This window comes from Streptomyces sp. NPDC001848 (assembly GCF_042891915.1).
Taxonomy (GTDB): Bacteria; Actinomycetota; Actinomycetes; order Streptomycetales; family Streptomycetaceae; genus Streptomyces.
Map to the genome: position 1 here is coordinate 101,310 of NZ_JBIATP010000006.1, position 25,103 is coordinate 126,412.

At 69.1% G+C, this 25,103-nt stretch carries 19 protein-coding genes; 1 reads left to right on the forward strand and 18 read right to left on the reverse strand.

The genetic code is table 11. The features are described from left to right. Positions 1-250: 250 nt before the first annotated feature. The 15 genes from ACFYZJ_RS13945 to ACFYZJ_RS14015 form a co-directional block, all read right to left on the reverse strand. Positions 251-754 carry a hypothetical protein gene (locus ACFYZJ_RS13945; protein ID WP_388566877.1) on the reverse strand — a complete coding sequence of 168 codons (504 nt, stop codon included), beginning with the start codon at positions 752-754 and terminating at the stop codon, positions 251-253. A 2-nt stretch (positions 755-756) separates the two neighbouring features. Then, on the reverse strand, positions 757-975 hold the full coding sequence (locus ACFYZJ_RS13950) for a hypothetical protein (protein ID WP_388566880.1): 219 nt from the start codon (positions 973-975) through the stop codon (positions 757-759). Between the two features lie 1,115 nt (positions 976-2,090). Next, the gene (locus ACFYZJ_RS13955; protein ID WP_388566883.1) at positions 2,091-2,942 is read right to left on the reverse strand and encodes a hypothetical protein; all 852 of its coding nucleotides are present in this window, start codon (positions 2,940-2,942) and stop codon (positions 2,091-2,093) included. Positions 2,943-3,264: 322 nt separating this feature from the next. Further along, a complete protein-coding gene (locus ACFYZJ_RS13960; protein WP_388566887.1) occupies positions 3,265-4,149 on the reverse strand; it encodes a hypothetical protein in 885 nt (294 codons plus the stop codon). A 460-nt stretch (positions 4,150-4,609) separates the two neighbouring features. Next, on the reverse strand, positions 4,610-6,568 hold the full coding sequence (locus ACFYZJ_RS13965) for a TIGR03960 family B12-binding radical SAM protein (protein WP_388566890.1): 1,959 nt from the start codon (positions 6,566-6,568) through the stop codon (positions 4,610-4,612). A gap of 178 nt (positions 6,569-6,746) precedes the next feature. Beyond that, complete coding sequence (locus ACFYZJ_RS13970; RefSeq protein WP_388566893.1) at positions 6,747-8,252, reverse strand: CHAD domain-containing protein; 1,506 nt, start codon at positions 8,250-8,252, stop codon at positions 6,747-6,749. A gap of 168 nt (positions 8,253-8,420) precedes the next feature. Next, positions 8,421-9,620 carry a rod shape-determining protein RodA gene (gene rodA / locus ACFYZJ_RS13975; protein WP_388566896.1) on the reverse strand — a complete coding sequence of 400 codons (1,200 nt, stop codon included), beginning with the start codon at positions 9,618-9,620 and terminating at the stop codon, positions 8,421-8,423. After that, entirely contained in the window at positions 9,617-11,869 is a 2,253-nt protein-coding gene (gene mrdA / locus ACFYZJ_RS13980; protein WP_388566899.1) for a penicillin-binding protein 2, read from the reverse strand. Before mrdA ends, rodA begins: the two co-directional genes overlap by 4 nt. A gap of 68 nt (positions 11,870-11,937) precedes the next feature. Continuing rightward, positions 11,938-12,606 (reverse strand): rod shape-determining protein MreD, encoded by a 669-nt coding sequence (gene mreD, locus ACFYZJ_RS13985; RefSeq protein ID WP_388566902.1) that lies wholly within the window; start codon positions 12,604-12,606, stop codon positions 11,938-11,940. Positions 12,607-12,616: 10 nt separating this feature from the next. Then, complete coding sequence (mreC, locus tag ACFYZJ_RS13990) at positions 12,617-13,555, reverse strand: rod shape-determining protein MreC (protein WP_388566905.1); 939 nt, start codon at positions 13,553-13,555, stop codon at positions 12,617-12,619. A 236-nt stretch (positions 13,556-13,791) separates the two neighbouring features. Then, positions 13,792-14,811, reverse strand: a complete 1,020-nt coding sequence (locus ACFYZJ_RS13995; RefSeq protein ID WP_103845224.1) for a rod shape-determining protein — start codon at positions 14,809-14,811, stop codon at positions 13,792-13,794. A 343-nt stretch (positions 14,812-15,154) separates the two neighbouring features. Continuing rightward, entirely contained in the window at positions 15,155-15,568 is a 414-nt protein-coding gene (gene ndk, locus ACFYZJ_RS14000; RefSeq protein WP_388566908.1) for a nucleoside-diphosphate kinase, read from the reverse strand. Between the two features lie 143 nt (positions 15,569-15,711). Beyond that, a complete protein-coding gene (locus ACFYZJ_RS14005; protein WP_388566910.1) occupies positions 15,712-16,062 on the reverse strand; it encodes a DUF4233 domain-containing protein in 351 nt (116 codons plus the stop codon). Positions 16,063-16,068: 6 nt separating this feature from the next. Further along, positions 16,069-17,616 (reverse strand): bifunctional folylpolyglutamate synthase/dihydrofolate synthase, encoded by a 1,548-nt coding sequence (locus tag ACFYZJ_RS14010; RefSeq protein WP_388566913.1) that lies wholly within the window; start codon positions 17,614-17,616, stop codon positions 16,069-16,071. Positions 17,617-17,818: 202 nt separating this feature from the next. Beyond that, on the reverse strand, positions 17,819-20,443 hold the full coding sequence (locus ACFYZJ_RS14015) for a valine--tRNA ligase (protein ID WP_388566916.1): 2,625 nt from the start codon (positions 20,441-20,443) through the stop codon (positions 17,819-17,821). 140 nt (positions 20,444-20,583) lie between these two features. On the opposite strand from ACFYZJ_RS14015, the gene ACFYZJ_RS14020 reads away from it, so the two are divergent. Then, the gene (locus tag ACFYZJ_RS14020; RefSeq protein WP_388566919.1) at positions 20,584-21,552 is read left to right on the forward strand and encodes a hypothetical protein; all 969 of its coding nucleotides are present in this window, start codon (positions 20,584-20,586) and stop codon (positions 21,550-21,552) included. A gap of 74 nt (positions 21,553-21,626) precedes the next feature. On the opposite strand, the gene clpX is transcribed toward ACFYZJ_RS14020, so the two are convergent. The 3 genes from clpX to ACFYZJ_RS14035 form a co-directional block, all read right to left on the reverse strand. Then, entirely contained in the window at positions 21,627-22,913 is a 1,287-nt protein-coding gene (clpX, locus tag ACFYZJ_RS14025) for an ATP-dependent Clp protease ATP-binding subunit ClpX (protein WP_388566922.1), read from the reverse strand. Between the two features lie 191 nt (positions 22,914-23,104). Further along, positions 23,105-23,785 carry an ATP-dependent Clp protease proteolytic subunit gene (locus ACFYZJ_RS14030; protein WP_388566925.1) on the reverse strand — a complete coding sequence of 227 codons (681 nt, stop codon included), beginning with the start codon at positions 23,783-23,785 and terminating at the stop codon, positions 23,105-23,107. Positions 23,786-24,098: 313 nt separating this feature from the next. After that, positions 24,099-24,710 (reverse strand): ATP-dependent Clp protease proteolytic subunit, encoded by a 612-nt coding sequence (locus ACFYZJ_RS14035; protein ID WP_388567609.1) that lies wholly within the window; start codon positions 24,708-24,710, stop codon positions 24,099-24,101. Positions 24,711-25,103: the final 393 nt, after the last annotated feature.

Below are 25,103 nucleotides of genomic sequence, written 5' to 3' on the forward strand. Positions count from 1 at the left end.
AGCCGGCGGGAGCCCGGGGGCGCCCGCCGAACGTGTGGTCACACCCTGTCGTCGCCGGTGTGCGTGCCCCAGTCGTGGGCCCCGTACGCACCGTAGTTGCGGGTGAAGGACAACTTGGCGAGCAGCTTGGCGATCATGAGGCACTCCTCTCGCTTGCCTTGAGCACCAATGTGCCGTAGTTCCAATTCTCGCACATAGCACATGGATAGAAGGCGCGCGCTTGCGGGCCGGGCAGCCGGCCGTACATTGATCAGCCGCCCCCACCGTCGGCCTCGTCGCCCCGAGGAGCGTCGGCCCGAGTGGACGCGGAGCGCGGCGGACCGGTGACCAGAAAGCCGACGAGCGCGGCCACGGCGCCGACGGCCTCGGCGATCGCGCTGGCGATCCGCTTCGGCCCCCAGAACGGCTCGTACATGTTCGGCAGCGGGCCGAGAGCGCCCACGTTCACGTACCCATAGAGCAGCACTGCGCCCAGCGCGGAGACGGACACCAGGAACGCGAACACCCACACCGGCCGCCGGCGACCGAGCAGCAGGACCAACAGCGCGGCCAGGGACGCCACGGCGGCTTCGAGGCGGAACAACGTTCCCTGGCTGATCTGCCGCCCGACCCGGTCATACGGAGAGGCGAGGCTGGCGTGCACGTAAGCGTCCACGGCCAGTGCGGCCGCGGTCAGCACTTGGAGCAGCACGCGTACGACCGTGTGCCTGCTGATGGCGGTGCGGTGCGGGCGGCCGCCGGGACCGGGAGCCATCGCTACTGCCCGGTCGCGGTCGCGGCGGCGCCGCCGGGGGCCGGTGACGCCGGGCCGTTCCCGCCGACCTGGAGGTGGGTGTCCATGCTGAGTTCCCGGTGTTCAGCGAGGGAACACCACAGTTCGTAGCTACCGGCCTGGAGGGGGACGGTGAGCCTCGCCTGGCAGAACTCCGCTCCGTAGCGGGCGGGGCGCGGAGATCCGAAGCTGTGCACGGCCATGTTCGGCGGGCCTCCCTTCCGCGACAAGACTGGCCCACGTTCCCGGCCGCGCCAACGCCGACACTCTCCGCGGGCGGGCCATCACCCGATCGGGCCGCCGCGGCCACCATCAGCAGTGAAAGGGCCGCAGCCCGGACCGCGGCCCGTGACCGGCTGCCGCGCGCAGGCGAGAGTCGAATCCGAAGCGGCACAGTGATGTGAAGCCGTTGTCGTACCGGGTTGGGCGCCCGTTCGAGTGCGGTGACTCGGTCGCGTGATCTTCGGCTGCCGCGTGCATGAAGGGAGGACCTCCTGTCCAGCTCGTGGTTGTCGAAGTCCCAACGACCTGGTCAGGAGGCGCTGTGTCGCAGTCTCGCGGTTTCGTGCCCGTGGAGTTCCAACCTGATGGCCCGGTCGTGTGATCACCTCGCTCACCGGTCTCACCGGTTCGGGAACGCGGGCGACCATCCGCACCGCGAACCGCGGTGTCCAAGGGACACCGCGAACCGCGGTGTCCCTTGGACATGAGCGACGCCGAGTGAGCGGTCGTGCGGGAGGCGATGCCGGTTCCGGCGTGGATGAACGCAAGGGCGGTCAGCCGGAGGGCTACTGCCACCGGCAGATGTTGGATGCTGTGCGCTACCTGGTCGCGGGCGGCATCACGTGGCGGGCGATGCCGGGCGACTTCCGAAAGCCTCCTCCTCGCTCACCCCCGCCAGCGCCTCCGACACCCGATCGGGTGCCTCGCCCACCTCAGTGCGCGTGACCACTCGAAGCCGGCGCCTGACCTGCGTTCTTGACCGTCAGGGGCAGCAACTTCCTGCCGGTCGGACCCACCTGGAGGTGCGTGTCCATCTGCGGGCTGAACCACACCGAAGACTGGGCCGATTCAGCGCCGTGGACAGTTCTGCGCGGTTTACCGCACACGAAGAAGCCACCGATCGGCGCAGGACCTCTGGTCTCAGACTCAGATAATGGTCATCCCGCAGCGTGACGTCCAAGGGGCATCACGCAACGAGCCAGGGTCACCTACCCGTAGTGAGGAGGCGCTCCCTGACCGTTTCTCTGCCAGATCGCGGAATTCGTATCCGTGAACTTCCGGCCCCCTGGGCGAGGATTCGCGCCCCGACCAGTGCTTACCGAGGACTTGCTTCCTGGCGGGCCGCTGCGACCTCCGGGCCGACAGTCTCAAGGCTCGGCGTGACGGCCTTGTGCTCCTGGATGTGGGCGTAGGCCATCAGGCCGAACAGGAGCGCGAGCAGCACGGCCGAGGAACCCGCGGTGCCGAGGTTCAGTCCGCCCTTGGCGACCGGCTTGGTGAGGAAGTCGCCGGCGGTGGCGCCGAGGGGGCGGGTGAGGACGAAGGCGATCCAGAACAGGAGGACGTTCGGGACGGCAGGCACCTTCATCAAAACGACCAGCACGACCAGCACGCTGGACACCAGCGCCGCACCGCCCAGGTAGCCGAGTCCGGAGCTGTCGGACAGGAAGTCGCCCATCGAGGTACCGAGGGTGTTGGAGACGAGGATCGCCGCCCAGAACAGGGCCTCGCCCTTGAAGGTGACGATGTCCCGGATCTGGAACGTCATCCCGCTGATCCTCCAGACGAGGAAGATCGCCAGGAGGACCGAGATCAGGATTGCGGCTCCCTCCGGGTAGCCGAGGCCGAGGCCCTGCGGGCCCCAGCCCAGTGAAGTGGCGCCGCCCGAGAGGTACTTGTCGCTGGCGTCGCGGTTCATGAAGTCGGACATCGTGGTGCCGGCCATGCTGGTCGACAGGATCACGGTCCAGTAGAAAAACGGGTTGTAGCGCGCGGACCGCAGCTGCACGACCAGTGTCACCACGAAAATCAGGAACAGGGCGATCGTGGTGAGGAAATAGCCGAGCTTGAGCGTCTGGGAGAACAGGTCGCCCGCCGTCTCACCCAGGGTCGTCGCAGCGATCTTCATGATCCAGAACGCCAGCGTGACCTCAGGCAGCTTCTTCATCACAGACTTCGTCGACGTCAAGAAGGGTGCTCCTGTACTTGTGGGGGGTGGATCTCCGTTCGACCCTGACAAGGTCGATCTGAACGGGCGTGCGCACCATGGATCTTGCGTCAGTGCGCCCACCGTGCTTTACCTGCCAACCTCACCCGCGCCGGAGGCGGAGGAGGCCAAGGATCGTCGTGGCACCGGAACGCTTCCGGTGCCACGATTTACGGCGGCTGGGCACGCCGTGTTCACGGCGAGCGGGCTACGCCGAAGGCACCGGAGAGATCTCGGACAGGCTCGGCGCCGCCCTCATGTGACAGCTTCAGCCCCACTCGGCTCAGCGATCGGCCCGACCGCTCCCCTTCGGCCTGTGGCGGCTAGGTTTGCCCGCGTAGTCCGCCGACAAGGGTGCCGTTGATGGGTCGACGGGCTGGCGATCGTGGCTGTCGGTTGGGGAGAGGGTATCCACCGTGCGGGTCTGTCGGCGGTCGGTGAGCATCTGCCGGCCCACCAGAATGGCCAAGACAGCGAGCAGCGCGGATGAGGTGATCGTGGTTCCTACTCCAAGTCCGCCCTGTGTGACGGGCTTTTCCACCGCGTTCTCCACCACCGCTCCGAGCGGGCGCGTCAACACGTAGGCCGCCCAAAACAGCACCGTGCCCGAGATCGGGGTCAGATAATGCGTGGCAAGGATCACGAGCATGGCCCCGCACAGCAACAGAGAGCTGTCTCGGAAGCCGAGGCCCAGACCGCCGGAAAGGAAGTCACCGCTGGAGGTGCCCAGCGTGTTGGACACCAATGTCGCGGTCCAGTACAAGACCTCGCCCTCCGTGGTGGCGATCCGCTCGACATCCATGGTTTGTCCGGTCATCCGCCACCCGATCAGCACGATTGCCAGCAGGCTGGTCAGCAGAATCGAGCCACCGGCGTAGCCGAGCCCGGCCGTGCGGTTGATGTAGTCGGACATCGAGGTGCCCACGATGCTGGTGGTCAGAATGACCGACCAGAACACCACCGGGCGGAAGCGGTCGGCCTTGAGCTGCATCGCGAGGGTGACCACGAAGGCCAGTAGGAAGATCATCGCGCCGACGGCGTAGCCGAGGTTCAATGGCGCCATCGTGACGAAGTTCGATGCCGACTCGCCCAGTGTGGTTGCGACGATCTTGGTCGCCCAGAACATCGCGCCGACCATCGGCAACTTGCTCACGGCAACCTTGCTCATTGAAGGTCCCATCCTCACCCCTCACGAAGCACCGGCCTGCCGAATCCCTCGTGGCGGACCGCAGACCTGGCCCGCGAGTCCATAGGTCCCCAACGCGGGCGCACGATCCCGCTTCATCCTGCTGATCCACCCGACAGGGCGATGGTCGAGGGGCGCCCGACAGATAGAGCACCTGCCGGCTTGGCACGGGTGCTGCGAAAACCACCGAGCCCTCTCCTGATCAGGGAGAGGGCTCAGGACGGCAGGCAACTGCGCAAGGAGCCGTAGGGAACTCAGAGCCACTCCACCTTTGAGTGGATGTCCGAAGGGCCCCCAGGAGGCGGCAGTGGCGTTCTCGGCGTATCCCGCACAGGCCTCTGCCGCCTAGCCTGACCACCGGGCGCGTTCAGTACGGCAGCTCTGTCTTCCTCGCTGATATCCGCCAAGGCCTCGGCCGATGCGCCGTAATGCGGCACTCACGTCAGTGGGCGTGTTCGCTGGTCGCAGACTTCTTGACCGTCAGCGGCAGCAACTTCTTGCCGGTCGGGCCGATTTGTATGGCCGTGTCCATCTGCGGACACACCCCGCAGTCGAAGCACGGCGTCCAGCGGCAGTCCTCGACCTCCGTCTCGTCGAGGGCGTCCTGCCAGTCCTCCCAGAGCCAGTCCTTGTCGAGGCCCGAGTCGAGGTGGTCCCAGGGGAGGACCTCCTCGTAGGTGCGCTCGCGGGTGGTGTACCAGTCGACGTCCACGCCGAAGGGGGCCAGCGCCTTCTCCGCGCACGCCATCCAGCGGTCGTAGGAGAAGTGCTCGCGCCAGCCGTCGAAGCGGCCGCCGTCGTCGTAGACCGCGCGGATGACGGCGCCGATGCGGCGGTCGCCGCGCGACAGGAGGCCCTCCACGATGCCCGGCTTGCCGTCGTGGTAGCGGAAGCCGATCGAGCGACCGTACTTCTTGTCGCCGCGGATCTTGTCCCTCAGCTTCTCCAGGCGCGCGTCCGTCTCCTCGGCGGAGAGCTGGGGCGCCCACTGGAAGGGCGTGTGGGGCTTGGGGACGAAGCCGCCGATCGAGACCGTGCAGCGGATGTCGTTGGAGCCCGAGACCTCGCGGCCCTTCTGGATCACGCGCGTCGCCATGTCGGCGATCTGGAGGACGTCCTCGTCGGTCTCCGTGGGCAGACCGCACATGAAGTACAGCTTGACCTGGCGCCAGCCGTTGCCGTAGGCGGTGGCGACCGTGCGGATGAGGTCTTCCTCCGAGACCATCTTGTTGATGACCTTGCGGATGCGTTCCGAGCCGCCCTCCGGGGCGAAGGTCAGGCCCGAGCGGCGGCCGTTGCGGGTCAGCTCGTTCGCCAGGTCGATGTTGAAGGCGTCCACGCGGGTGGAGGGGAGCGAGAGGCCGATCTTGTCGTCCTCGTAGCGGTCCGCCAGGCCCTTGGCGATGTCGCCGATCTCCGAGTGGTCCGCGGAGGACAGGGAGAGGAGGCCCACCTCTTCGAAGCCCGTCGCCTTCAGGCCCTTGTCGACCATCTCGCCGATGCCCGTGATGGAGCGTTCGCGCACGGGGCGCGTGATCATACCGGCCTGGCAGAAGCGGCAGCCTCGGGTGCAGCCGCGGAAGATCTCGACCGACATGCGCTCGTGGACCGTCTCCGCGAGCGGGACGAGCGGCTGCTTGGGGTAGGGCCATTCGTCCAGGTCCATGACCGTGTGCTTCGACACGCGCCACGGGACGCCCGAGCGGTTGGGGACCACGCGGGCGATGCGGCCGTCGGGGAGGTACTCGACGTCGTAGAAGGCCGGGACGTACACCCCGCCGGTCTTGGCCAGGCGGAAGAGGAGTTCCTCGCGGCCGCCGGGGCGGCCCTCGGCCTTCCAGGCGCGGATGATCTTGCTGATCTCCAGGACCGCCTGCTCGCCGTCGCCGATCACCGCGCAGTCGATGAAGTCCGCGATCGGCTCGGGGTTGAAGGCCGCGTGACCGCCCGCCATGACGATCGGGTCGTCGTCGGTCCGGTCCTTGGACTCCAGCGGGATGCCGGCGAGGTCGAGCGCGGTCAGCATGTTCGTGTAGCCCAGCTCCGTGGAGAAGCTGATGCCGAGCACGTCGAAGGCCTTCACCGGGCGGTGGCTGTCGACGGTGAACTGCGGGACGTTGTGTTCCCGCATCAGCGCCTCCAGGTCCGGCCACACGCTGTACGTGCGCTCGGCGAGGACGCCCTGTTGCTCGTTCAGGACCTCGTAAAGGATCATGACGCCCTGGTTGGGCAGGCCGACCTCGTACGCGTCGGGGTACATGAGTGCCCAGCGGACGTCGCACTCGTCCCACGGCTTGACGGTGGAGTTCAGCTCGCCGCCCACGTACTGGATCGGCTTCTGCACGTGCGGGAGCAGAGCTTCGAGCTGCGGGAACACCGATACAGCGGTTTCGGCAGACATCTCGCGACTTTCGTGAGCTGGACGGAACTGTCAGGGGTGACCATCCAGCCTAACGCGGTCGGGACCCCTCTCCGGACGCCCGGACGACGAGGGCCGCAGGCGCCCGGACGACGGGGGCCGCAGGGATCCGCCCACCCGTCCCGTCCCCGTCCGGAGTCCGGGGCGTTCCCCGCTCCGCTCAGACGTCCGCTTGCGCCTCCACCGCCCGCCACAGCTCCGGCAGTGCCGCCTCCGCCGCTGCCGCCCGTTGTTCCTCCCTGCCGTACAGGACGCCGTACGTGAACGCGTTCTCCCCCGCCGTGTGGGCCTGTGCCGACAGCTCCCGCAGGGCGATCCGGGCCATCACGCTGTCCTGGTGGTCGCCGAGCAGGGTCTGCAGGGACTTCATCGCCGTGGCCAGGGCTTGGGCGGGTTCGCCCAGGGCCGGTGCGGCGGCCTCGGCGGCGTACCGGGTGCGCTTGGCCTTCTTGCGGGCCTCATGGATGGCGAGGTCGCGGTCGTCGCCCGGGGGCAGGTCCAGGGCGCGGCGGACCAGTACGGCGACCTGTCGGACGTCCTTGCGCACGGCCTTGGCGATCGCCTTGGACGGGTCCCCGGCGGCCGCCTTCAGCAGGGGCGGGTCGGTGATCAGGGCGTCCAGCGCGTCCAGCAGCCGCAGGTACCGCTTGCCGTCCAGGACCGCGATGAGCCGGCGCCGGGAGCCGCCGCGCCGCGCACCGGACCAGGTACGCAGCCGGCCGCGGACCGGGCCGACGACCAGGTGGCGGGGCAGTGCGGCGACGGCGGCCGTCAGGCGTTCGGTCAGCACCTCCTGGTCGCGGTCCACGCCGAGCTCGCCGGCCAGCCACTTCAGCTCGTCGGCGATGGGGGCGGTGACGGCGGGGTCGAGGACCTTGGCGTAGGAGCGGAGTGTGCTGCGCAGCCGGCGGGTGGCCACGCGCAGGGCGTGCACGGAGTCGAAGACGTCCTGGCGTACCGCGGGGTCGAGGGCGACGATCGCGTCCCGTTGGGCACGGACGTAGGCGAGGACGTGGTCGCCCGCGGTGACCGGTGGCGGCTGCTCGTCGGTCGCGGAGCGCCCGCCGGTCTCCTGCAGTGCCCTGGCGAGCTTGGAGGGGGACGGTGAGCGGTGCACTCCGGCCTTGCGGAGCCTCTTCTCGACCTTGTCGAGGAAGCGGGGGTTGCCGTCGTCCGCCAGTTCGACCTCGATCTCGGTCCAGGCGGCGGTGCCGGTGCCGCCGCCGATCCGCTCGGCGCGGACGTGGTCGAGGCTGACCTCGGCGAGCAGGGCACCGTCGGCGTCGACGAGGTGGCGGACCCGGCGGGCGGAGCGCAGGCGGACGAGAGGGACGAGGGGGGTGTCGCGGACGCGGGAGCGGACGAGGGCGGAGAGGGTCCGGGGGACGGTGTCGGAGAGCGGGGCGCGGATCTCGTCGCGGACGCCGTCGGCGACCGGCAGCTTGAGGTGCCAGCCTGCGTCGTCGCCTCCGGTGCGGCGGCGCAGGGTCAGACGGGCGCGGGCCAGGCGTTCGTCGGGCGTGTCGTAGTAGGTGGCGTCGAGTTCGGCGACGCCCTTGTCGATGACGGCCGAGACGCCCGCGACGCCGGTCAGGTCGGGCAGTTCGTCCCCGGCTGCGGCCTCGTACTTGCGCTCGATCTCGCGCTTGGTGTCCGTGTCCGCCATGGCCCGAATCTAGTAGGAATCGGTGCGGGACGGCAGGGGGCGACTGAGCCTGTCCGGCCTTTCTGGGCGAAGCCGTTCAGGCCGATCGGGGGTCTGGGGGGGCGGAGCCCCCAGACGCGGGCACCCCGACCGGCCCCGGCACCGCGCGACCGGCCCAACCGGCGGGGCCTACGCCGACATCGGCCGCTGCACCCGGATCGACTGCAGCAGTCCCACCGCTATCCAGACGGCGAACATCGACGAGCCGCCGTACGACACGAACGGCAGCGGAAGTCCCGCGACCGGCATGATGCCGAGGGTCATGCCGACGTTCTCGAAGGACTGGAAGGCGAACCAGGCGATGATGCCGGCGGCGACGATCGTGCCGTACAGCTCGGTCGTCTCGCGGGCGATCCGGCAGGCCCGCCACAGGACGACGCCGAGCAGGACGAGGATCAGGCCGGCGCCGAGGAAGCCCAGCTCCTCCCCCGCGACCGTGAAGACGAAGTCGGTCTGCTGTTCGGGCACGAACTGGCCGGTGGTCTGGGAGCCGTGGAACAGTCCCGCGCCGGTCAGTCCGCCGGAGCCGATCGCGATGCGCGCCTGGTTGGTGTTGTAGCCGACGCCCGAGGGGTCGAGGTCGGGGTTGGCGAAGGCGGCGAAGCGGTTGATCTGGTACTGGTCCAGGACGTGCAGCTGCCAGACGGCGATCGCGCCGACGGCGCCGGCGGTGAGCAGGCCGAAGATCCAGCGGTTGGAGGCGCCGGAGGCGAGCAGTACGCCCAGCACGATGACCGCCATGACCATCGTCGAGCCGAGGTCCGGCATCAGCATGACGATCATCATCGGGACCGCGGCCAGGCCCAGGGACTGCGCGACTGTCCGGTGGTCGGGGTACGGCTTGTCGCCCGCGTCGACCCGGGCCGCGAGCAGCATCGCCATGCCCAGGATGATCGTGATCTTCACGAACTCGGAGGGCTGGAGGGAGAAGCCGCCGCCGAAGACGATCCAGTTGCGGTTGCCGTTGATGGTGGCGCCGAGCGGGGTGAGCACCAGCAGCACCATGAACAGCGAGATGCCGTACAGGATCGGCACGGCGGTGCGCAGGGTCCGGTGGCCGAGCCAGATCGTGCCGATCATCAGGGCGATCCCGATGCCGGTGTTCATCAGGTGCCGGATCAGGAAGTAGTACGGGTCGCCCTGGTTGATCTCGGTGCGGTTGCGGGTGGCCGAGTAGACGAGGGCCGTGCCGATCAGGGACAGGGTCAGGGCCGACAGCAGTATCGGCCAGTCGAGGCGGCGGGCCAGGCCGTCGCGGGCGAAGATCCGCGTCCAGCCGGCCCGCTCGGGCCCGTATCCGGAGACGGAGAAGTTGTTCGCTCCGGTCACGTGAGGATCCTCCGCCTCTTCTTGGGGCGGCCCGTGCGCCGTCGGGTGTTCCGGTTGCTCGCGGTCGGCGACGGCGCGGTGGCCGGCGGGTTGTCGGTGGGCGCTGTCTGCCCGGGCGAGGGGCTGGCCTGGTTGGCGTTGGGGTCGTACTTCTCGATCTTCGGGGCGACGATCGAGCCGTCGGGCTGGATCTTGGGCAGGCCCTGCTGCGGGGTGTACAGCAGCGCCTTCTTCTTGTCGATCGAGCCGTCGGACTGGACGCCGTACAGGGCGTTGTAGATGTTGTGGACGGCCTCACCGGAGGCGCCGGAACCGGTACCGGCCTGGGAGATCGTCATCACGACCGCGTAGTCCTTGGAGAACGTGGACAGCCATGAGGTGGTCTGCTTGCCGTAGACCTCGGCGGTACCCGTCTTGGCGTGCAGCGGGATCTTGTCCTGCGGCCAGCCGCCGAACTTCCAGGCGGCGGTACCGCGGGTGACGACGCCCGCGAGGGCCTCCTCCATGACGTCCCGCGTCTTGGCGTCGATCGGCAGCCGGCCGTGCGACTTGGGCTTGATCTCGGTGACCCTCTTGCCGTCGGGGCTGACGATCGCCTTGCCGATGGTCGGGTCCCACAGGGTGCCGCCGTTGGAGATCGCCGAGTACATGACGGCCTCCTGGATCGGGGTCAGGAGGGTGTCGCCCTGGCCGATCGAGTAGTTGATCTCGTCACCCTCGCGCATCTTGTTGCCCTCGAGGCAGTTCTCGTACGCGATCTTCTCGACGTAACTGCCGTCCTTCTTGCCGGTCCTGCACCAGGCGTCCTTGTTGGCCTCCCAGTACTTCTGCTTCCACTCGCGGTCGGGGACGCGGCCGGAGACCTCGTTGGGCAGGTCGATGCCGGTGGGCTTGCCGAGGCCGAACTGGTGGGCGGTCTTGAAGAACCAGTCCTTGGGCTGGCCCTTCTTGGGGTTGATGCCGCCGTCCTTCTTCCACTCGTTGTCGGCGAGGCCGTAGAAGACGGTGTCGCAGGAGACCTCCAGGGCCCGGCCGAGCGAGATCGGGCCGAAGTTCTCCCCCTCGAAGTTCTTGAAGACCTGGCCGCCCACCGAGTAGGAGCTGGTGCACGGGTAGTTGCCGTCGAAGGCGTAGCCGGCCTGGAGGGCGGCGGCCGTGGAGACCACCTTGAAGGTGGAGCCGGGCGCGGACTGGCCCTGGATGGCCCGGTTGAGCAGCGGGTAGTCGGAGTCCTTGCCGGTGAGCTTCTTGTAGTCCTTGGCGGAGATCCCGCCGACCCACACGTTCGGGTCGTACGTGGGGGCGGACGCCATGGCGACGACGCGGCCGGTCTTGGCCTCCATCACGACGACGGCGCCGGAGTCGGCCTTGTAGTTCTCCCCGGTGTTCTTGTCGAACTGGGTGCGGGCGGCCTTCATGGCGCGGTCCAGCTCGTACTCGGCGACCCGCTGCACCCGGGCGTCGATGCTGGTGATCAGGTTGGAGCCGGGTTCGGCGGCGTCCGACTTGGCCTTGCCGATGACGCGGCCGAGGTTGTCCACCTCGTAGCGGGTGACGCCGGCCTTGCCCCGCAGCTCCTTGTCGTACTGGCGCTCGAGGCCGGAGCGGCCGACCATGTCGGAGCGCAGATACGGGGAGTCGGTGTTCTTGGCCTGCTGGATCTCCGCGTCCGTGACCGGCGAGAGATAACCCAGCACCTGCGCGGTGTTGGCGTCGCCGGGGCTCGGGTAGCGGCGCACGGCCTCCGGCTCGGCGGTGATGCCGGGGAAATCCTCGGAGCTTTCGCGGATCTGCATCGCCTGCCGGGGCGTGGCCTCGTCGGTGATGGGGATGGGCTGGTACGGGGAGCCGTTCCAGCAGGGCTGCGGCGTCTTGGCGTCGCACAGCCGGACCTTGTCCATCACGTCCTGGGGTTTCATGCCCAGCACGCCGGACAGTTTGGTCAGCACGGCCTTGCCGCCGTCCTTCATCTTCAGCAGGTCGGTGCGGGAGGCGGAGACCACGAGCTTGGTCTCGTTGTCGGCGAGCGGGACGCCGCGTGCGTCCAGGATCTCGCCGCGCACCGCGGGCTGGACGACCTGCTGGACGTGGTTGCCGGACGCCTCCTTCTGGTACTGGGCGCCCTCGCGGATCTGCAGGTACCACAGGCGGCCGCCGAGGGTGCCGAGCAGGGAGAGGACGAGGATCTGGATGACGACGAGCCGGATCTGGACGCGTGGAGTCCGCCCGGTCTCGGGGATGTTGGTCACTGCTGCCGCCCCCTCTCAGCGCACATGAACGGCATAGGACAGGGCCTTGACGGCCGGTTCACTGCTCGTCACAGCCGCTTGACCCCCTTGATGCGGCCCGCTCGGGCCACCCGGGCCTTGGCGGCTCTGACCCGCAGGCCGCTGCGCTGGCTGCCGATGCGCAGCCCGGTGCCGGAGGACAGCCAGCCGGAGGAGACGTCGGCCGCCTTGGCGGAGTTGGCCTCGGCGAGCGGGTCGTTCTCGGTGCGGCGGGCCAGTGCCATGATCCCGGGGACCACGAAGGGCGCGAGCAGCAGGTCGTACAGCGCGGCGGTGAACAGCAGGCTGGGCAGGCCGACATGGCGGGCGGCGGTGTCGCCGACGAGGGCGCCCACGCCCGCGTACAGCAGGGTGGAGCCGATCGCGGCGGCGACGACCACGACCATGGGGCCGCTGGCGGACTTCAGGCGGCCGCTCTCGGGTTTGGCGAGTCCGGCGAGGTAGCCGATGACGCACAGCACGAGGGCGTAGCGGCCGGCGGCGTGGTCGGCGGGCGGGGCGAGGTCGGAGAGCAGGCCCGCGCCGAAGCCGACGAGGCTGCCGCCGACGTGGCCGTAGACCAGGGCGAGGCCGACGACGGTCAGCAGCACCAGGTCCGGGACGGCGCCGGGCAGGTGCAGGCGGGCGAGGACGCTCACCTGGATCACCAGGGCGACCAGGACCAGGGGGGTGGCGAGCAGCATCCGGTTGAGGCGCATCGTTCGGCTCCTAGGGCGTCTGCTGCGGGGTGCCCGCTGAGGCCGAGGGGGTGACGGTGACGGTCACGGTCGGCGTGGGCGTCGGCTGTGGCTTCGGTGGCAGGACGGTGTCGCGCGGGTCCTTCTTCGGCGCCTGGACGACGACGCCGACGACATCGAGCTTGGTGAAGGACACGAACGGGGTCACGTAGATGGTGCGGGTCAGGCCGCCGCCGGACGGGTCGACCCGGGAGACCACACCGACCGGGACACCCGGCACGAACGGCTTGTCGGCCTCGGAACCGAAGGTGACCAGACGGTCGCCCTTCTTCACGTCCGCCTTGGCGTTGAGGAGCTGCACGCGCAGCGGACGGTCGCCCTGCCCGGAGGCGAAACCGAGTTCGTCGCTGCCCTCCATGCGGGTGCCGACGGTGAAGTCCGGGTCGTTGGCCAGCAGCACCGTAGAGGCGTCGGGGCCGACGGTGGTGACACGGCCGACCAGCCCGTCGCCGTTGAGGACGGTCATGTCGCGCCTGATCCCGTCGTTGGCGCCCACGTCGATGGTGACGGTCCAGGAGAAGCCCTGGGCGGCTCCTATCCCGATGACCTCCGCGCCCTTGATGCCGTACTGGCCCTCGCCCGCCACCCGGATCATCTTGTCGAGCTGCTTGAGGCGGCTGCGGTTGCGGTCGTCGCTGCCCAGCTTCGCCTTCAAGGCCGCGTTGTCGCGCTCCAGTTGGGCGATGCGGTCGTGCCGGCTGCCGGAGTCGCGTACGGCCGCGATCGCGTTGCCCACGGGGTCGACGGCGGACGACACCCCGTTCTCGATCGGGCCGAAGACCGTGGCGGCGGCCTGGCGGGCACCTTCGACCGGTGAGTCCTGGCCACCGCGGATGTCCACCGTGATCAGAGCGAACGCGATGGCGATCAGCAGCACCAGGAGCAGCCGGCTCTCTCGTGTGTCCCTCACGTGCGGCGGCCGTGCCTTCCTCGTCGGATGGGAGGTTGGGGATGGGGGTCTTGCGTGGGGGGTCTTGCGTCGGGGGTCTTGCGTGGGGGGTCTTGCGTGGAGGTTTTTGCGTGGAGATTCGGTCGAGAGGTTCGGTCGGGAGGTTCGATTGGAGGCGCTTGGGGGCTTATGCCTCTATATCAACGATCCGCCGCACGAGCACAGATCGTCTCGTACGGCGGAATCGGCGCGTCGCGTCATCTGCGGGGCTGGGCGTCCAGCACCTGCTGGAGCGCCTCGAACTCCTCGACGCACTTGCCGGAGCCGAGCGCCACGCTGTCCAGCGGGTCCTCGGCGATGTGGATCGGCATGCCGGTCTCCCGGCGCAGCCGCTCGTCGAGGCCGCGCAGCAGGGCGCCGCCGCCGGTGAGGACGATCCCGCGGTCCATGACGTCGCCGGACAGCTCCGGCGGGCACTTGTCGAGGGTCGTCTTGACCGCGTCCACGATCGCGTTGACCGGTTCCTCGATGGCCTTGCGGACCTCGGCCGCCGAGATGACCACGGTCTTGGGCAGCCCGGACACCAGGTCCCGGCCGCGGATTTCGGTGTGCTCGTCAGTGTCGAGGTCGTACGCCGAACCGATCGTGATCTTGATCTGTTCGGCCGTCCGCTCACCGAGGAGGAGCGAGTACTCCTTCTTGACGTACTGGATGATCGCGTTGTCCAGTTCGTCACCCGCGACGCGGATGGACTGGGCGGTGACGATACCGCCCAGCGAGATGACCGCGACCTCCGTGGTGCCGCCGCCGATGTCCACCACCATGTTGCCCGTGGCCTCGTGGACCGGCAGGCCGGAGCCGATGGCGGCGGCCATGGGCTCCTCGATGATGTGCACCTGGCGGGCGCCGGCCTGGGAGGACGCCTCGATGACGGCCCGGCGCTCGACGCCCGTGATGCCCGACGGCACACAGACGACGACCCGGGGACGAGCCAGATACCGCCGCTTGTGGATCTTCAGGATGAAGTAGCGGAGCATCCGCTCGGTGATCTCGAAGTCGGCGATCACGCCGTCCTTCAGCGGGCGCACGGCCACGATGTTGCCCGGCGTGCGGCCGATCATCTTCTTCGCTTCCGCGCCGACCGCGAGGATGCCACCGGTGTTGGTGTTGATCGCGACGACGGACGGCTCGTTGAGTACGATCCCGCGACCCCTGACGTACACCAGCGTGTTGGCGGTCCCGAGGTCGACAGCCATGTCACGGCCGATGAACGACATTGAGTTCCCCATCAGGATTCGTCTGGCCTTCCCAAGTGGAGCGTTGGACAGCTTTCGTTGGGGCGGCGAAGTGGGTGCTGTGACGTGAAGGCTTACATCGTAGTCTCGCCTGCACGAAACACTGCGCGAGGGTCTCCGCCATTGTCATCAGATGACGCCTCGCCTCGCTTCTGGAGACGGGCGTTCGGGGGTAGCCGTTCCCCCGAACGCGCCGCATATGCCAAGGGTCGGCGGGTTTTCGGGCCCGGGGAATCCCGGTGGAGCCGTTACGGCAACCGGGTGACGTGACAAACCCTCAGAAATCATCCACAAGACGGGTTCGGAAGTTCATCATTCCTTGGGCTCAGAAGCGCCCGGGAAAGAAGATCTTCAGCTCGCGCTCGGCGGACTCCTCGGAGTCGGAGGCGTGGATCAGGTTCTCGCGGACGATCACGCCGAAGTCGCCGCGGATGGAGCCCGGGGTGGCGGCGAGGGGGTCGGTGGACCCGGCCAGCGCGCGCATGCCCTCGATGACCCGCTCACCCTCGACGACGAGCGCCACGACCGGACCGGAGGCCATGAACTCCACCAGCGGCTCGTAGAACGGCTTGCCCTTGTGCTCGCCGTAGTGCTGCTCCAGCGTGTCCTGGTCCAGGGTGCGCATGTCCAGCGCGCTGATGGTCCAGCCGGCCTTGCGCTCGATACGGCCGATGATCTCGCCGATCAGCCCGCGACGAACGGCGTCGGGCTTGAGGAGGACGAGGGTGCGCGAGGTCACGAGAGGGCTCCTTTACCAAGGTTTTCGGTGCGTAGAGGTTACAGGGGAGGCAGCGGTGGACGTTACGCAGCGTCAGGTGCCCTCTTGCGCGGTGGCCGTCCGGGAGCTGTCGCCCCCGGACCCCCGCTTCGGCCCGTCGTGAACTAGGCAGGGCTGTTTTCGCCGCTCTCCGCGGCGAAGCGGGCCTTGGCCTCGTCGATCTTCCGCCCGTAGTGGACCGACGCCCACCACAGGGCGGCGAAGACCGCACCCATGAAGAACATCGTCGGCACGAAGAACCCGGAGGCGATCAGCGCGATCTGCAGCGCCCAGCCCAGCTGGACCCCGCCGGGCCGGTTGATCATGCCGCACAGCAGGATGCTCAGCACCATCGCGATCCCGCTGACCGTCCACACCGTCCCCGTGGACAGGCCCGGGTCCTTCATGGCGACCAGGCCGGCGAACCCGATGACGAAGAACTCGCCGATCAGGGTCGAAGCACACAGCGTACGCACGAGAGGTCAGCCCTTCCCCAGCAGCAGTCGGGCCTCGCCGACGGTGATGACGGAACCGGTGACGAGCACACCGGCACCCGCGTACTCCCCCTCCTCCTCGGCCAGCGTGATCGCCGCCTCCAGGGCGTCCGGCAGCCGCGGCTCGACCTGGACGCGGTCCTCGCCGAAGACCTCGACGGCGATCGCGGCCAGCTCGTCCGCGTCCATCGCGCGATGGCTGGAGTTCTGGGTGACCACGACCTCGGCGAAGATCGGTTCGAAGGCCTCGAGCAGCCCCCGCACGTTCTTGTCGCCGCTCGCCCCCACGACGCCGATCAGCCGGCTGAAGTCGAACGCCTCGCTCACCGCCTCCGCGGTGGCCCGGGCGCCCGCCGGGTTGTGGGCGGCGTCCAGGACGACCGTCGGGGAGCGCCGTACGACCTCCAGGCGGCCCGGCGACGACACCGACGCGAAGGCCTTGCGGACCGTGTCGATGTCCAGCGGCTCCGGACGCTGGGAGCCGACGCCGAAGAACGCCTCCACCGCGGCGAGCGCCACGGCGGCGTTGTGGGCCTGGTAGGCGCCGTGCAGCGGCAGGTACACCTCGTCGTACTCGCCGCCGAGGCCGCGCAGCGTCAGGAGCTGCCCACCGACCGCCACGTGCCGCGACACGACCCCGAACTCCAGCCCCTCGCGGGCCACGGTCGCGTCCACCTCCACGGCCTTCTTGAGCAGTACCTGGGCCGCGTCGACCGGCTGCTGGGCCAGGATGACGGTGGAGTCCTGCTTGATGATGCCGGCCTTCTCCCCCGCGATCTCGCCGGGTGTGGAGCCGAGCCGGTCGGTGTGGTCCAGGTCGATGGGGGTGACGACGGCGACGTCCCCGTCGATCACATTGGTGGCGTCCCAGCTGCCGCCCATGCCGACCTCGACGACCGCGACGTCCACGGGCGCGTCGGCGAAGGCGGCGTACGCCATCCCCGTGAGCACCTCGAAGAAGGACAGCCGGTACTCCTGGGAGGCGTCGACCATCTCGATGTACGACTTGATGTCCTGGTACGTCTCGACAAACCGCTCGGCGGAGATCGGGGCGCCGTCCAGGCTGATGCGCTCGGTGATCGACTGCACGTGGGGGCTGGTGTACCGGCCGGTGCGCAGTTCGAAGGCGCCGAGGAGGGCCTCGATCATGCGTGCGGTGGAGGTCTTGCCGTTCGTCCCCGTGATGTGGATCGAGGGGTACGACCGCTGCGGCTCCCCCAGCACGTCCATCAGCGCGGAGATCCGGCTGACGGACGGCTCCAGCTTGGTCTCGCCCCAGCGGGTGGCCAGCTCGGCCTCCACCTCGCGCAGCGCCCGGTCGACCTCGGGGTCCTCGGGCCGCGTGGGCACGTCGGCCTGCGGCGGGCCGCCCTGGGTGCGCAGGGTGCGGCTGCCGGCCTCGATCAGCGCGAGGTCGGGGGTTGGGGTCTCCCCTGCTCGAGCGGAGTCGAGAGCTTGGGGAAGGTCGGTCTCGGCCTCGACGATCTGCTCGAAGGGATCGCTCTCGTTGGGGTCACGCGGGGGCAGGTCACTCACGGGGCCAGTCTACGGAGGAGCGGTGACAACCGTGCGTCAAGGCCCCCGGAGCCTTGAGGTTCCGGGGGCCCTGGGCGGCCGGGGCGGGTTTCGCTTGCCCGCGCCTGCGGGGTGCCTCCCCCAAGTTCTTCGAGCAGGAGGGCACCCCAACGCCCACCCGTGCCGCCACAGCGGCCCGGGTGGGCGGAGCTCCGCCGACCGGCTACGCCTGCGGCAACCGCTCCAGCTGGGCCTGGATCCGCGCGATGTCCTCCTCGGCCTTGGCCAGCCGCGTACGGATCTTCTCCACCACCGGCTCCGGCGCCTTCGCCAGGAACGCCTCGTTCCCCAGCTTCGCCGTAGCCTGCGCCTTCTCCTTCTCCGCGGCGGCCAGATCCTTCGCGAGCCGCTTCCGCTCGGCCGCCACGTCGATCGTGCCGGACAGGTCCAGCGCCACCGTGGCGCCCGCGACCGGCAGGGTCGCCGTCGCCGTGAAGCCCTCGCCCTCCGGCTGCAGGCGCAGCAGCTGGCGGATGGCGGCCTCGTGCGGGGCCAGCGGCGTACCGTCCAGGGTCAGGCGGGCCGGGACCCGCTGGCCCGGCTGCAGGCCCTGGTCGGCGCGGAAGCGGCGGACCTCGGTGATCACCGACTGGAGGGTCTCGATCTCCTTCTCGGCCGCCTCGTCCCGGAAGCCACTGTCCGTCGGCCAGTCCGCGATGACGACGGACTCACCGCCCGTGAGGGTGGTCCACAGCGTCTCCGTGACGAACGGGACGACCGGGTGCAGCAGCTTCAGCGTGACGTCGAGGACCTCGCCGAGGACCCGCTTGCTGACCTCGGCCGGCTCGCCGCCCGCCTGGAAGGTCGTCTTGGACAGCTCGACGTACCAGTCGAAGACCTCGTCCCACGCGAAGTGGAACAGGGCGTCGGACAGCTTGGCGAACTGGTAGTCGTCGTAGAAGGCGTCGACTTCCGCGACGACCGAGTTGAGGCGGGAGAGGATCCAGCGGTCGGTGGCCGACATCCGCTCGGGCGAGGGCAACGGACCCTCGACCGTGGCGCCGTTCATCAGCGCGAAGCGGGTCGCGTTCCAGATCTTGTTGGCGAAGTTGCGGGAGCCCTGGACCCAGTCCTCGCCGATCGGGACGTCGACACCCGGGTTCGCGCCGCGCGCCAGGGTGAACCGGAGCGCGTCCGAGCCGTACTTGTCCATCCAGTCCAGCGGGTTGACCGCGTTGCCGAAGGACTTCGACATCTTCTTGCCGAACTGGTCGCGGACCATGCCGTGCAGGGCGATGGTGTGGAACGGCGGGGTGCCGTCCATCGCGTACAGGCCGAACATCATCATCCGGGCGACCCAGAAGAAGAGGATGTCGTAGCCGGTGACCAGGACGGAGTTCGGGTAGAACTTCGCGAGGCTCTCGGTCTGCTCCGGCCAGCCCAGCGTGGAGAAGGGCCACAGGCCGGAGGAGAACCAGGTGTCGAGGACGTCGGTGTCCTGACGCCAGCCCTCACCGCTCGGCGGCTCCTCGTCCGGGCCGACACAGACGACCTCGCCGTCCGGGCCGTACCAGACGGGGATCCGGTGCCCCCACCACAACTGGCGCGAGATGCACCAGTCGTGGAGGTTGTCCACCCAGTCGAAGTACCGCTTCTCCATCTCCTGCGGATGGATCTTGACACGTCCGTCGCGGACGGCGTCACCGGCGGCCTTGGCCAGCGGGCCGACCTTGACCCACCACTGCATGGACAGGCGCGGCTCGATGGTCGTCTTGCAGCGCGAGCAGTGGCCGACGGAGTGGACGTACGGCCGCTTCTCGGCGACGATCCGGCCGTCGGCACGCAGCGCGGCGACGATCGCGGAGCGGGCCTCGAAGCGGTCCAGGCCCTGGAAGGGGCCGTGCGCGGTGATGACGGCGTGCTCGTCCATCACGGTGATGGCGGGCAGGTCGTGGCGCTGGCCGATCTCGAAGTCGTTCGGGTCGTGGGCCGGGGTGACCTTGACGGCGCCGGTGCCGAACTCGGGGTCGACGTGCTCGTCGGCGACGACCGGGATGGAGCGGTCCGTGAGCGGCAGCTTGACGAGCTTGCCGACCAGGTGCTTGTAGCGCTCGTCGTCGGGGTGGACGGCGACGGCGGTGTCACCGAGCATCGTCTCGGCACGGGTGGTGGCGACGACGATGGTGTCGTCCCCGTCGCCGTACTTCATCGAGACGAGCTCGCCGTCGTCGTCCTGATACTCCACCTCGATGTCGGAGATGGCGGTCAGGCAGCGCGGACACCAGTTGATGATGCGCTCGGCGCGGTAGATCAGCTCGTCGTCGTAGAGCCGCTTGAAGATGGTCTGGACGGCCTGGGAGAGGCCCTCGTCCATGGTGAAGCGCTCGCGCGACCAGGCGACGCCGTCACCGAGGCGGCGCATCTGGCCGGAGATCTGCCCTCCGGACTCGGCCTTCCACTGCCAGACCCGCTCGACGAAGGCCTCCCGCCCCAGGTCGTGGCGGGACTTGCCCTCCTTGGCGAGCTCCCGCTCGACCACGTTCTGCGTGGCGATGCCGGCGTGGTCCATGCCGGGCTGCCACAGCGTCTCGTAGCCCTGCATGCGCTTGCGGCGGGTCAGGGCATCGATGAGGGTGTGCTCGAAGGCGTGCCCGAGGTGCAGGGAGCCGGTGACGTTCGGCGGCGGGATGACGATGGTGTACGGCGGTTTGTCGCTCTTCTCGTCCGCCTCGAAGTAACCCCGCTCCACCCAGCGCTCGTACAGCGGCCCCTCTACATCGGCCGGCGCGTACTGGGTCGGCAGTTCGGTGTGGGGCGCTGATGGCTGCTGCTGAGCGTTCTCGGTCACGGGGGTCAGTTTAGAGGTGTCACGGCCCCGTCCCGAAACGGGATTCTTCTGTAACGGCAAGCCCCCCGGCGACCCGGGGTTCCCCCGGCTTGCGCCAGGATGTCAGGGCCACATAAGCGTCTGGAGGGGAACCCAGAACGATGAGCTACAACCAGCCGGGCCCGTACGGCGGGCAGCCCCAGCAGCCGGGGCCGTACGGTCAGCCGGGGCAGGGGCAGCCGGGGCCGTACGGTCAGCCGGGCCCCTACGGTCAGCCGCCGCAGGCACCCCCGCCCCAGCCCGGCTACGGCTACCCCCAGCAGACCCCGCCGGCGCCCGGCTACGGCTACCCCCAGCAGACCCCGCAGGGCGTCCCGCCCCAGCAGAACCCGTATTACAGCCAGCAGCAGCCGCAGCCGCCGTACGGCCAGGCCCCCTACGGCGCCGTCCCGCAGCCGCCGCTCCCGGACGGCGGCAAGAAGAAGACCGGGGTCATCATCGGCGCGGTCGCGGTGGTGGCGGCGGCGGTCGCGGTGGGGGCGTACTTCGTGATCGGGGGCGGCAGCTCATCCGGCCTTGCGGACGACGGCCCCCACAAGCTGACGGCGCCGGACACGGTCATCGGCGGCGCGTACAAGAAGGACGACGGCGCCTCGTCCTCGGCGGACATGACGGAATCCGACCTCAGGGACTTCGAGTCGTGGGGGGTCAACAGCCCCAAGGACGTGAGCGCCGGCTACACCTCGGGCTCGGGTCTCGCCACCAAGCGCCTGGTCTTCACGGGCGTGTACGGGACCATCAACGACCCGGAGAAGGTCGTCGACGCGATGTTCGCCAAGGTCAAGCAGAACTCCGACAAGAACTCCTCCTCCGGCACCGGCGGCAAGGTCGTCGGCAGTCCGCAGTCCTTCACGCCCGACGGCTTCAACGGCGTCATGAAGTGCCAGGCCTCGCAGGGCGCGGTCGGTGGCAAGACCGTGCAGGTGCCCTTCTGCATCTGGGCTGACCACAGCACGGTCGCCTACATGACCTCCAGCGACGCTTCCCTCCTGGCCGGCAAGAGCCCCTCGCTGGAGGACGAGGCCAACCTCACCGCCAAGCTCCGCAACGACGTGCGCGTCAAGGCCTGAACCGCCGTATGCCGCAACGGAGAAGGGCCCGGGTCGGTTGACCCGGGCCCTTCTCCGTAGGTAGAGGGTGGCGGTTACGCCGTCTTCTGCTCGCCCGGCCCCCGGCCGCGCGCGTCCCGCGGGATCAGGGTCGGGTTGACGTTGCGGAGCACGACGTCGGCCGTGATGACGACGCGCGCCACGTCCTTGCGGGACGGGACCTCGTACATCACCGCCTGGAGGACCTCCTCCATGATGGCGCGCAGGCCGCGGGCGCCCGTCTGGCGCAGGATCGCCTGGTCGGCGATCGCTTCGAGGGCCTCGCGTTCGAAGTCCAGTTCCACACCGTCGAGTTCGAACAGACGCTGGTACTGCTTCACCAGGGCGTTGCGCGGCTCGACCAGGATCTGCAGCAGCGCCTTGCGGTCGAGGTTGTGGACCGAGGTGATGACCGGGAGGCGGCCGATGAACTCCGGGATCATCCCGAACTTCACCAGGTCCTCGGGCATCACGTCCTCGAACTGGTCCTTCGCCTCCAGTTCCCGCTTGGAGCGGATCGTCGCGCCGAAGCCGATGCCCTTCGCGCCGGCCCGCGACTCGATGATCTTCTCCAGGCCCGCGAACGCACCGCCCACGATGAACAGCACGTTCGTCGTGTCGATCTGGATGAACTCCTGGTGCGGGTGTTTGCGGCCGCCCTGCGGGGGCACCGAGGCCGTCGTGCCCTCAAGGATCTTCAGCAGGGCCTGCTGGACGCCCTCGCCGCTCACGTCGCGCGTGATCGACGGGTTCTCGCTCTTGCGGGCCACCTTGTCGATCTCGTCGATGTAGATGATGCCCGTCTCGGCCTTCTTGACGTCGTAGTCGGCCGCCTGGATGAGCTTCAGCAGGATGTTCTCGACGTCCTCACCGACATAGCCCGCCTCCGTCAGCGCCGTCGCGTCGGCGATGGCGAACGGGACGTTCAGCATACGGGCGAGGGTCTGGGCGAGCAGCGTCTTGCCGGAGCCCGTGGGGCCCAGCAGCAGGATGTTCGACTTGGCCAACTCGATGGCGTCGTCGCGGCCTTGGGCGCCGCCGTTCTCACCTGCCTGGACCCGCTTGTAGTGGTTGTACACCGCGACGGACAGAGCCTTCTTGGCCGACTCCTGGCCGACCACGTAGCCCTCGAGGAACTCGTAGATCTCGCGGGGCTTCGGGAGCTCCTCCCAGCGCACCTCGCTCGTCTCGGCGAGCTCCTCCTCGATGATCTCGTTGCAGAGATCGATGCACTCGTCGCAGATGTACACACCGGGGCCTGCGATGAGCTTCTTGACCTGCTTCTGGCTCTTGCCGCAGAACGAGCACTTGAGCAGATCGCCGCCGTCACCGATGCGTGCCACGGTGTGCTTCCCCTTCGCCTGGGAGACGCCTTACGTCCAGCGGCTCCTGGTGCTGCCTTATGTCGACGGTACCTTGCCGGGCCCCCCGTTCGGGCCCCCCTTGGCACGGTTCGCTTCGGCGTGAGCCGGGGCAAACCGTGCCAAGGGGCGGCAGACGATACAGGTCCGGTGACGAATCACGTGGATCCGTGTCAGCGAACCGCGGTGTTGTTCATCTTCCGGGTAGAGATGATCTGGTCGATCAGGCCGTACTGCAACGCGTCCTCGGCCGTGAGGATCTTGTCGCGCTCGATGTCCTCGCGGATCTTCTCGATCGGCTGGGTGGAGTGCTTGGCCAGCATCTCCTCCAGCTGGGTCCGCATCCGGAGGATCTCGTTGGCGGCGATCTCCAGGTCGGAGACCTGGCCGCGGCCGGTCTCGCTGTAGGGCTGGTGGATCAGCACACGGGCGTTCGGCAGCGCCATGCGCTTGCCCGGGGTGCCCGCGGCCAGCAGGACCGCGGCGGCGGAGGCGGCCTGGCCCATGCAGACCGTCTGGATGTCCGGCTTCACGAACTGCATCGTGTCGTAGATGGCCGTGAGCGCGGTGAAGGAGCCGCCGGGGCTGTTGATGTAGACCGAGATGTCACGGTCGGGGTCCATCGACTCCAGGCACAGCAGCTGCGCCATGACGTCGTTGGCGGAGGCGTCGTCGATCTGGACGCCGAGGAAGATCACGCGCTCCTCGAAGAGCTTCGCGTACGGGTCGTACTCGCGGATGCCCTGCGAGGTGCGCTCGACGAAGCGCGGGATGACGTAGCGGGACTCGGCCGTCGGGCCGGTGTACTCGGCGCGCGTACGGTCGTAGAGGCCGCTGCCGGGGAAGTCGTTCACGGTGTCTCCTGAAGGGGGCTGGGGCGGTGGCTGGGGGCTGGAGGTGCGCTGGGGGCTGTTCGGGTCCTGGTGGGTCCTGCGCGGCCGCTGCGGTCGCTGCCGGGCCCGTGGGCGCCGTTCGGGCGACCAGGGGGCCCTGGGGGCCGTGCCGGGACCGTGAGCCCTCGCGGGCCCGGTCGGGCCGGCCGGGTCGGGCTCGGCCGATCCAGGGGGCCGGCCGGGCGGCTGCCCGGCTGCGCGGGCCCTGGGGCCTCGCCGGAGGCTCACGGTCCGCCCGGGCGGCCGTCGGGCCTCGAGCGGGCCCGGTGAGCCCTTACGAGCCCGCCCCGGTGCCTCCGCCGCCCGGCATGCCGGCAGCGGTGGTGATGACGTCGTCGATCAGGCCGTACTCCTTGGCCTCCTGGGCGTCGAACCAGCGGTCGCGGTCCGAGTCCCGGGTGATCTGCTCGACCGACTGACCGGTGTGGAAGGCGGTCAGCTCGGCCATGCGCTTCTTGGTGTGCAGCAGCCGCTCGGCGTGGATCTTGATGTCCGACGCGGAACCGGCGAGACCGGCCGAGGGCTGGTGGATCAGGATCTCGGCGTTGGGCAGGGCGAAACGCTTGCCCGGCGTGCCCGCGCTGAGCAGGAACTGGCCCATGGAGGCCGCCATGCCCATGGCGATGGTCACCACGTCGTTCTTGATGTACTGCATGGTGTCGTAGATCGCCATGCCGGCCGTGATGGAACCACCAGGGCTGTTGATGTACAGGTAAATGTCCTTGTCCGGGTCGGCGGCAAGGAGCAGCAGCTGTGCGGTGATCCGGTTGGCGATGTCGTCGTCCACCGGCTGGCCGAGGAAGATGATCCGCTCGTTGAGCAGCCGGCTGTAGACCTGGTCGCCGAGGCCGCCACCGATGGAAGGCTCGCCGGCGGCGGAGGGCATCAGATTCGTCACGTATCCACCTGCTCGTCTTACGACGGCACGGGGCCGTCTCACGTGTTCTGCTGGGGCGTGGGACCCCGTCCGACCCCCTGCGGGGCGGCTTCGGGGACTCCCCTGCCCTCGTATTCATGGACCCTAACGCGCGGGTCCCTTCGGGGAATCCCGCATAGGGGACTGTTCGCTGTGAGCGCATGCGCTCCGCTTGGGCCGGCCGAGGGTGGTGCCGGGGCTTGGTTGTGCGGGGCCCGGCGCCGGGGGTGCCGTCGCGGGGCTCCGCCCCGGGCCCCGAGTCCATTGTCGCCGTGGGGGGTGCCGTCGTCGCGTCGGTGCGGGTCGTTGGTGGCTGCTCGCGCAGTTCCCCGCGCCCCTTCAGGGGCGCTTCCCCGCCCGCCC